This is a genomic window from Pontimicrobium sp. MEBiC01747, assembly GCF_053601635.1.
This window is the reverse complement of record NZ_JBSHNS010000380.1, coordinates 1-9,764: the sequence shown is the minus strand read 5'-3', so window position 1 is coordinate 9,764 and position 9,764 is coordinate 1. Positions and strand designations below refer to the sequence as shown.

Sequence of the window (9,764 nt, the reverse complement as noted above, 5' to 3'; positions counted from 1 at the left end):
TATTAAGAGATGGCAATGGTAAAGCTATTAATATATTAAATGCCTTAGATATAGATTTAAATCATTTAAGACGAAAAGTAGAAATATTAAGCCCAGCAAACCCTAACATAGCTATAACCTCTAACGAAAAAAAGAATTTACATTTAACTAGACAAGCAGAGCGTGCTTTAAAAACCACTTTTTTAGAAGCGAAGTTATTTCAAAGCACCTCTATAAACACCGCACATTTATTACTGTGCATTTTAAGAAATGAAAATGATCCTACAACTAAGCTTTTAAATAGGCTAAAAGTAGATTATGATAATGTAAAAGAACAATTTAAGTTTATGATTACAAACGACGATAATAATTATATAGAACCAAAAGCAGAATCTTTTCAAGAAGATGATTCTACTTCTGAAAGTAATGAGTCTAAAGATATTTTTAATACACCAGCAAATAAAGGTAATAAAAAGTCTAAAACACCAGTTTTAGATAATTTTGGTAGAGACCTTACTGCTATGGCAGAAGAAGGTAAACTAGATCCTGTAGTTGGTCGTGAAAAAGAAATTGAAAGAGTCTCTCAAATTTTAAGTAGACGTAAAAAGAATAACCCTCTATTAATAGGAGAACCAGGTGTAGGTAAATCTGCAATAGCTGAAGGTTTAGCAAATAGAATTGTAAAACGTAAAGTGTCACGTATTTTATTTAACAAACGCGTAGTTACTTTAGATTTAGCAAGTTTAGTAGCAGGAACAAAATACAGAGGGCAGTTTGAAGAGCGAATGAAAGCTGTAATGAACGAGCTTGAAAAAAATGACGATGTTATTCTATTTATAGATGAAATCCATACTATAGTTGGTGCAGGTGGAGCAACAGGAAGTTTAGATGCTTCAAATATGTTTAAACCAGCTCTAGCCCGTGGAGAAATACAATGTATAGGCGCAACAACTTTAGATGAGTACAGACAATATATTGAAAAAGATGGAGCATTAGAGCGTCGTTTTCAAAAAGTAATTGTTGAGCCTACTACTGTTGAAGAAACAATAGAGATACTTAATAATATAAAAAGTAAATACGAAGAGCACCACAATGTTGAGTATACAGACGAAGCAATAGAAGCCTGTGTAAAATTGACAAATCGTTATATGACAGAGCGTTTTCTTCCAGACAAAGCTATAGATGCGTTAGATGAAGCTGGTTCTCGTGTACACATTACTAATATTGATGTTCCTAAACAAATTATAGAACTAGAGAAAAAGCTAGAAGACGTAAAGCTTACTAAAAATTCTGTTGTTAAAAAGCAGAAATACGAAGAAGCTGCTAGGCTTAGAGATGATGAAAAACGCATAGAAAAAGAACTTGCCATTGCCCAAGAAAAGTGGGAAGAAGATACTAAGCTAAATAAAGAAACTGTAACAGAAGACAATGTTGCCGATGTGGTTTCTATGATGACAGGGGTTCCTGTTAATAGAATAGCACAAACAGAAAGTAATAAATTAGCTGAGTTACCTAAATTAATACAGGGAAAAGTTATTGGACAAGACGAAGCCGTTGCAAAGGTTGTAAAAGCAATTCAACGTAATCGTGCTGGACTTAAAGACCCTAATAAGCCAATTGGTTCATTTATATTTTTAGGACAAACTGGTGTTGGTAAAACACAATTAGCTAAAGTATTATCACGTGAGCTATTTGATAGTGAAGAGTCTTTAGTAAGAATAGACATGAGTGAGTATATGGAAAAATTTGCTATTTCTCGTTTAGTTGGAGCACCTCCAGGATATGTTGGTTATGAAGAAGGTGGGCAATTAACAGAAAAAGTAAGACGTAAACCTTATGCTGTAGTTCTATTAGATGAAATAGAAAAAGCACATCCAGATGTTTTTAACATGCTATTACAAGTATTAGACGATGGGTATTTAACTGACAGTTTAGGAAGAAAGATTGATTTTAGAAATACCATTATAATAATGACTTCTAATATTGGAGCTAGAAAACTTAAAGATTTTGGTACAGGAATAGGGTTTGGTACTGCTGCGCAAAAATCGCAAGAAGATGCTAATGCCAGAGCCGTAATTCAAAATGCATTAAAAAAGTCTTTTGCACCAGAGTTTTTAAATAGAATAGACGATGTGGTTGTGTTTAATGCTCTAGAAAAAGAAGATATTCATAAAATTATAGATATTGAATTAGATAAGCTTTTAACCCGTATAAAAGGACTTGGTTACACGCTTAAACTTACTAAAGCAGCAAAAGATTATATTGCAGATAAAGGTTTCGATAAACAATATGGAGCTAGGCCTTTAAAAAGAGCTATTCAGAAATATATAGAAGATGCTCTTGCAGAAGAAATTATTACTTCTCATGTACAAGAAGGCGATAAAATTATTATGGATTTAGATAAAAAAGCTAATGAAATAACAATAAAAATTGATAAAGCAGAAAAATCAACAGAATCTTAATTACCATATGTAAAAAAGGTTGCTTAAGTGGCAACCTTTTTTAATATTTATATACATTAATTCCCTAAAAATGCATAAAAAGACGAAGACTACAAAACTTTCTTTTTGTACTATAGATATATACGAAAACACCATAGTAGGAACAATAAATGACGGCGTAGATGTAACTCTTGAAAAAAGCTCTCAAATTATTGAAGTAGCAATTAATCATTTTAAATCTGAGCCTTTTGTATATATAGCCAATAGAAAGAATTCTTACTCTGTTGACCCTATTATATATAAATACAATTCAGAATTAAAAAACCTTAAAGGTTTTGCTATAGTAATAGATAACCTTTATGATAACACTATAGAAATTGAAAAAATATTTTCTCACAAACCTATAGACACTTTCGATTCTTTAGATGATGCATTAGAATGGTCCAATCGTATTATAAAAGAAGCTAAATAATTTTAGTAATAATAATTACAATAGCTAGTATAATTAAAAAAGCTTCACTATCTTTAAGTGAAGCTTTTTTTAATTAACACTAATGATTAATACAGTAACTCTATCTTTTTGTTCATTACAAATTTATAATAATATAGTTGTTTCTATAATAAACGAAGGTATTGTATTAACTCAAGATTTAATAGATGAAATGGTAGAGACAATTGTACCGTCTTTTAAAGGAGAGGACTTTGTATATATAACGCATCGTATAAACTCCTACTCTGTTGACCCTACAATATATATATCGGTTTCTAAAATAAAAAATCTTGTTGGGTTTGCTGTTGTTTCTACTAACCACATGGCATTAAGTTCTACAGATATAGAGAGACTGTTTTTAAAAAAACCTTTTGAAGTCTTTTCAGAATTAGATAAAAGTATTCAATGGGCAAATAAATTACTTAAGAAAAAACAAACCATAGAAGAGTGTTAATAGAATCTTTTACCTGCAAAGAACTAGTCAAAAAAATATATTATTAAATAACAATCCTTATCCTTTATTATAAACTTCATAAAATAAAGTATAAATACTATTAAATTAGTTAATTTACACATGGCTTTTTACAGTTTAAAAAACCAAAAAAAACAATATATTTTTCTTTTAAATTTTAGAACAGTAGAGTACTTTTGCCGCCCGAAAACAACAAAAAATGGTAAAAGATTTAGGCTTCTGTAAAATACAGTTTTATAAAAACTATGCAATTTGTAATGTATACGAAGGCGAAACAATATGCATTGAAAAGTGTAATAGACAAACAAAAGCTATTTTAAATCATTTTAAGAACAAACCTTTTGTGTATATAACACATCGTGTTAATTCTTATGCTGTAGACCCCATAATTTATAAAGAGACTTCTAATGTAAAATCATTAATAGGTTTTGCAGTCGTTTCAGAAAATAGCAACGCAAGACAAGCAGCTCAAGTAGAAAAACTATTCCTAAAAAAACCTTTTGAAATCTTTAACGATTTACAGCTTGCTATAAAATGGGCAGAAACACTTTTAACGGAAACAAAAACACCATCTACTCCATACTAAAATAGCTCTTCATCATCAATAGCTAAGTTCTCTATAAAAGCAATTGAAGCCTGAATATCATCATGAAGAATTTGATCTTCCTCAACAAAAGGTACCTCTTCTCTATACGCTTGTAAAAACGATTCTAGAAACTCACTAGACTTTAATGGAGCTCTAAATTGTAATGCCTGCGAGGCATTAAATAACTCTATAGCAAGCACACGCTCTACATTATTAACTAAAGTATATGCCTGTGTTGCTGCATTTGCCCCCATACTTACATGATCTTCTTGCCCATTACTAGACACAATACTATCTATTGCTGCTGGTGTAGCTAATTGTTTATTAGCGCTTACAATACTCGCTGCTGTATATTGTGGTATCATAAACCCAGAATTTAATCCAGGATTATTAACCAAAAACGCGGGCAAACCTCTTAAACCAGAAACCAATTGAAAAACACGACGTTCAGATATATTACCTAGCTCTGCCATTGCTATTTTTAAATAATCTAAAGCTAATGCTAATGGTTGACCGTGAAAATTACCTCCAGAGATAATTTCATCATCTTTAGAAAAAATGTTAGGGTTATCTGTTACCGAATTAATTTCGGTTTTAAATGTTTTTAAAACAAAATCTAACGTATCCTTTGTGGCACCATGTACTTGCGGAATGCAACGAAAAGAATAAGGATCTTGTACATGCTGTTTTGCTTGTTTAATAATACTACTCCCCTCTAAAAACTCACGAACATTTTTTGCCGTTTTTAATTGGCCGTTATGAGGTCTTACTATATGTACTAGTTCATTAAAAGGCTCTATTCTGCCATCGAAAGCATCAATAGACACGCTTCCTATTAAATCTGCTAAATAGGATAATTTATAACTTTTTAGTAATAAATACACACCATAAGCACTCATAAATTGAGTTCCATTAAGCAAAGCCAATCCTTCTTTAGATTTTAATTTAACAGGTTTCCAATTAAATGCCTCTAAAACGGTTTGAGCCTCTACAACTTCTCCCTTATAATTTACCTTACCTTTTCCAATTAATGGCAGCGACAAGTGCGCTAAAGGAGCTAAATCTCCAGAAGCACCTAATGACCCTTGCGTATATACCACAGGTAAAATATCATTGTTATAAAAATCTACTAAACGCTGGATAGTTTCCAATTGGCAACCAGAATGCCCGTAGTTTAATGATTGAATTTTAAGCAGTAACATTAATTTAACAATAGCTTGAGGCACTTCGTCTCCTGTACCACAGGCATGAGACATCATTAAATTCTCTTGAAGCTTTGTTAAGTTCTCTTTAGATATTTTTACATTATATAAAGATCCAAACCCTGTATTTATGCCATAGATAGGTCTATCCTCTGTCTTTAATTTCTCATCTAAATAGTTACGGCAATTAGTTACACGAGTTATAGCTTCTTCAGAAAGTTGTAGTTTTTTCCCCTCAGAAACAATAGATTGTATCGTTGTAAGTTCTAAAACTTGATTGGATATATAATGAGTAGTCATATTCTAAATTTAAAGTGCTTCAAAAATCAACATTCAATATAAAATATGCAAGCTAAACGTTAATAATTAATGAAAAAGCAAAAAAATAATTTTAAACCCCTATTTTTGATAAAAAATTAATTTATTCAAAAATGAAGAAACTACTATTAAGTTTATCTGCTTTAGCAATTTTAGCATGTAAACAAGAACCAAAAATTGATTATACAATAGTATCTGGGGACTTAGGAGATGCTAAAGCAAAAGAAGTGACTATAAAAGGCACTGATTTTGAACAAAAAATTACTGTTGAAGAAGGTAAATTTACCGATACACTTAACATAGCTAAAAATGGATTCTACACTTTAAGCTTAGGAAGAAATCGTGCAAGCATGTACTTAAAAGTAGGTGACAGTGTTGGTGTTACTACAGACAAAACTGGATTTGTATTCTCTGGAGATGGAGCAGCAGAAAGTAATTATTTAGCAAAAAAAGGAGGCAATACAAGAAAAATACAAGGGTCTTCATCTGTATTTTATAACCTAGATGAAACTGCATATAAAGCCAAAGTTGAAGAAATTAAAAATAGTAATAAAGCAAGTTTAGATAGCATTAAAGGAATAGATCAAGGATTCTTAGCAGCAGAGTTAAAAAACCTAGAGTACGATTCTTATGCAACGTTAAACAACTATGAAAGAGCACATGCATATTATACAAAAAACGATAGTTTTAAACCCTCTGAAAATTTCTTACCAAAAGCATTAAAAGAATTAACTTACGATGATGCCATAGCATTTAACAATTCTACTGCATACCAAAACCTTGCATTTAATAGCATTATGAATCCTATTTTTGAAGGATTAGATGATTTTAATAATGTAAAACCAGCAGATTTTGCTGCTGTAAAAGACATTAAAATTCCTGCATTAAAAAACCAAGTTATAGATTATTTAGCAAAAATGGCTTTATCACCAGCTAATAATAATTTACAAGAAATGTATACTTTTTTTAATGAGAATACTACAGACGATAAAATTAAAGAAGACTTAAAAACAAACTTCGACACAGCAAAAAAATTAGTAAAAGGGAAACCATCGCCTACATTTGCTAACTACGAGAACCATAAAGGAGGAACAACTTCTCTTGAAGATTTAAAAGGTAAATATGTATATGTAGATGTTTGGGCAACATGGTGTGGTCCTTGTAAAGCAGAGATTCCTTCTCTTAAAAAAGTAGAAAAAGAGTACCATGGAAAAAACATTGCTTTTGTTAGTACTTCTATCGATGCTATTAAAGACCACGATACATGGGTAAATATGGTTAATGACAAAGAATTAGGAGGCGTGCAATTAATGGCAGATAAAGCTTGGAAATCTCAGTTTGTATTAGACTACGGTATTAATGGTATTCCAAGATTTATTTTAATAGATCCTAGCGGAAACATTGTAAGTGCAGATGCACCTAGACCATCTGATCCTAAATTAAAAGAGTTATTTAATTCTTTAGAAATTTAATGAGTAAACATTTAATTATAAAAAAAGCGAACTTAACAGTTCGCTTTTTTTATACTATTATTTTTTATTCTTTAGCAGCCTCTTCTACCTCAGGTTTTTCTGGCTGTTTAAACAAATCTAAATAGGCTTCAGATATACCACCAACAATGTGGCTTGCTATTAAACTCTGGTAACCATAATCTTCAATTAATAAATCGGCAGATTTACCATGTAAATAGACTCCAAAAATAGCAGCTTCTAAAGGGTTATAGCCTTGAGATAATAAACCCGTAATCATTCCTGTTAAAACATCTCCTGTACCTGCTGTAGCTAGGCCAGGATTTCCAGTTGCATTTACATATAACTTATTATGGAAAACTGTAATAGTATTTGCACCTTTAATAACAACAATAACATCATACTTTTTAGAAAATGCTTTTGTTTTTTTCAATTTATCAAAATCATCCTTCCATGTTCCAACTAAACGCTCTAACTCCTTAGGGTGCGGTGTTAAAATAGTTTGCTTTGGTAATAATTTAAGCAATGCTTTCTTTTTAGATAAAATATTTAAACCATCTGCATCAATGACTAAAGGTGTTTTATTCTCTTTTAAAAAAGCTTCAAAAGCTGTTATTGTTTTTGCATCAGTTCCCACACCTACACCAAAGGCAATTACTGTGGGTTCTATATCAAAATCTATGCTAGTAATTTTAGCCTCATCTGTATCTGTAATTACCATGGCTTCAGGAAAAGCGGCTTGTAATGCTGTATAACCACATTTTGGTATATAAGCAGTAACTAACCCAGCACCTACAGCTAAAGTAGCACGACTTGCTAGTGTAACTGCGCCTATTTTACCATAACTACCTCCTATTATTAGACTATGTCCATAAGTACCTTTATTAGAAAACTTTTGTCTAGGTTTATATATAGGTAACACTTCATGTTTTCCTATTAAATCGGCTTCAGTTTCTGCTTTATATAAAAACTCTTGATCTATACCAATGTCTATAACTTCCCATTGTACAGTATATTTTGCAGTTTCTGGTAAAAAGAAAACCAACTTAGGAGTTTGAAAACTTAATGTATACCCAGCTGTAACCACGGCTTCTGGGTCGCTTGGTAATTTATCTGTATATAATCCAGACGGAATATCTATAGCCAATGTATAAGCCCTAGAAGCTCTAAAATGATTAAATAACCCTTTAACCCAATCGTCTACTGGGCGATTTATACCAATACCAAAAACAGCATCTACAATAATGTCGTTAGCATCTATTGGAGAAAAATCTTCTGCACAACTTAAAAGAGTAGGCCAGTCTTTAGTAACATTTTTTATACGATCGTAATTAATTAAAAAATCTTTAGAACGCTTATCGCTACAATTTACAATATACGTTTTAACATTATAACCATGTGTAACCAAATGTCTAGCAACAACTAAACCATTACCTCCATTGTTACCAATACCACAAAATACATGAATAGGGACTTGTGCACCTTGCATACGCATGTGTAACCAATTAAAAATCTGCATTCCTGCACGTTCCATTAAATCGGTAGAGGAAATTTTTTGTTTTTCTGCAGTGAGTTTATCTCCCGCATATACTTGTTCTTTAGATAAAATCTTCATATGTATTACCTCCTAAATGAGATTAATTTAAATTATACTTTAAATATATTAGGTTCATTATATTATATCTAATGTTAAAGCTATTTTGTTTCAAATAATTAATTAAAAAGCTTTAATTTTTAGAATAGCATAAAAATTTAGTTTTTATTTTGTTATTCGGGTAAAAGTAATACTTTTACTATGTATTACGCATATAAAATGTATAGCAAAACCAAAATAGTAACTATTAACTTAACTTCTACTACAGAAGTAACCATTGCTGCAATTACATTTTCTACTATTACTACTACCCTTTTGGGTTGTTTATAATATATATTCCCCAGGCATTTTGTAGTTATTATATAGTAAATAACTACTCCATTTAATCGAAATTTACACAACAACATTACATACAATACACATGCAAGTATTAAAATTTGGAGGAACTTCTGTAGGTTCTTCAAAAAACATAAATAAAGTTATCTCTATTTTAGAGCAATATGCAACTAAAGACAAAGTAATTTGCGTCGTTTCTGCCGTTGGTGGCATTACAGATAGAATACTTAATGCAGGACATTTAGCAAAAACTAATGATAATAACTACAAAAAGGAATTTAAAGCTATAAAAACAACGCATTTAAATATTCTATTAAAACTTATTCCAAATGCAGATTCTGAAATAATTACAGCTTTAAAAGAAAAACTTAAACAATTAAAAAGTTTACTCGATGGCATCTATTTAGTAAATGAATTATCGCCACAAACATCGGACAGATTAGCTAGTTTTGGAGAATTATTATCGTCTTTTATTATTTCGGAAACCTTAAAATCTAGAAACTTTAATACAGTCTACAAAAACACTCAAGATTTAATTATTACAAACTCTAATTTCACTAAAGCAGAAGTAATATTCGATGTTACTAATAGTAATATAAACACTTATTTTAAAGACGCAAAACAAGATATTACTATACTTCCTGGGTTTATATCTAAATCTATTAATAACAAAATCACAACTTTAGGTCGTGGTGGGTCTGACTATACAGCAGCCATAGTTGCAGCTGCTTTAAAAGTGGAACGCTTAGAAATCTGGACAGATGTTAGCGGTATGTTTACTACAAACCCAAAATTGGTAAAACAAGCATTCCCTATTGCAGAAATCTCGTACCAAGAAGCTATGGAATTATCGCATTTTGGAGCTAAAGTACTATAC

Annotated in this window: 8 protein-coding genes; 6 read left to right on the top strand and 2 right to left on the bottom strand. The window is 30.9% G+C overall.

The window, feature by feature from the left end; all coding sequences use genetic code 11:
- The 4 genes from ACVC2P_RS12375 to ACVC2P_RS12360 all read left to right on the top strand — a co-directional run.
- Nucleotides 1–2,441 (top strand): ATP-dependent Clp protease ATP-binding subunit (locus tag ACVC2P_RS12375; RefSeq protein WP_452598780.1); only part of this gene is annotated, 2,441 nt, incomplete at its 5' end.
- 70 nt (nucleotides 2,442–2,511) lie between these two features.
- On the top strand, nucleotides 2,512–2,892 hold the full coding sequence (locus ACVC2P_RS12370) for a hypothetical protein (protein ID WP_452598779.1): 381 nt from the start codon (nucleotides 2,512–2,514) through the stop codon (nucleotides 2,890–2,892).
- Between the two features lie 82 nt (nucleotides 2,893–2,974).
- A complete protein-coding gene (locus ACVC2P_RS12365; protein WP_452598778.1) occupies nucleotides 2,975–3,364 on the top strand; it encodes a hypothetical protein in 390 nt (129 codons plus the stop codon).
- Nucleotides 3,365–3,581: 217 nt separating this feature from the next.
- Nucleotides 3,582–3,968, top strand: a complete 387-nt coding sequence (locus ACVC2P_RS12360) for a hypothetical protein (RefSeq protein WP_452598777.1) — start codon at nucleotides 3,582–3,584, stop codon at nucleotides 3,966–3,968.
- On the opposite strand, the gene hutH is transcribed toward ACVC2P_RS12360, so the two are convergent.
- Complete coding sequence (gene hutH, locus ACVC2P_RS12355) at nucleotides 3,965–5,470, bottom strand: histidine ammonia-lyase (RefSeq protein ID WP_452598776.1); 1,506 nt, start codon at nucleotides 5,468–5,470, stop codon at nucleotides 3,965–3,967. The two genes, ACVC2P_RS12360 and hutH, sit on opposite strands and share 4 nt — an antisense overlap.
- A gap of 131 nt (nucleotides 5,471–5,601) precedes the next feature.
- Between hutH and ACVC2P_RS12350 the strand changes: the two genes are divergently transcribed.
- On the top strand, nucleotides 5,602–6,960 hold the full coding sequence (locus ACVC2P_RS12350; protein ID WP_452598775.1) for a TlpA family protein disulfide reductase: 1,359 nt from the start codon (nucleotides 5,602–5,604) through the stop codon (nucleotides 6,958–6,960).
- A gap of 64 nt (nucleotides 6,961–7,024) precedes the next feature.
- Here the strand turns inward: ACVC2P_RS12350 and ACVC2P_RS12345 are convergent, their stop codons facing one another.
- Nucleotides 7,025–8,572, bottom strand: a complete 1,548-nt coding sequence (locus ACVC2P_RS12345; RefSeq protein WP_452598774.1) for an NAD(P)H-hydrate dehydratase — start codon at nucleotides 8,570–8,572, stop codon at nucleotides 7,025–7,027.
- Nucleotides 8,573–8,972: 400 nt separating this feature from the next.
- Here ACVC2P_RS12345 and ACVC2P_RS12340 point away from each other — a divergent pair.
- Nucleotides 8,973–9,764: aspartate kinase (locus ACVC2P_RS12340; protein WP_452598773.1), on the top strand; the 792-nt coding region annotated here is incomplete at its 3' end.

Bases quoted from the DNA above. Each gene is read 5' to 3' on its own strand.
- ACVC2P_RS12370 (WP_452598779.1), top strand. From the start codon at position 2,512: ATGCATAAAAAGACGAAGACTACAAAACTTTCTTTTTGTACTATAGAT.
- ACVC2P_RS12365 (WP_452598778.1), top strand. From the start codon at position 2,975: ATGATTAATACAGTAACTCTATCTTTTTGTTCATTACAAATTTATAAT.
- ACVC2P_RS12360 (WP_452598777.1), top strand. From the start codon at position 3,582: ATGGTAAAAGATTTAGGCTTCTGTAAAATACAGTTTTATAAAAACTAT.
- hutH (WP_452598776.1), bottom strand. From the start codon at position 5,470: ATGACTACTCATTATATATCCAATCAAGTTTTAGAACTTACAACGATA.
- ACVC2P_RS12350 (WP_452598775.1), top strand. From the start codon at position 5,602: ATGAAGAAACTACTATTAAGTTTATCTGCTTTAGCAATTTTAGCATGT.
- ACVC2P_RS12345 (WP_452598774.1), bottom strand. From the start codon at position 8,572: ATGAAGATTTTATCTAAAGAACAAGTATATGCGGGAGATAAACTCACT.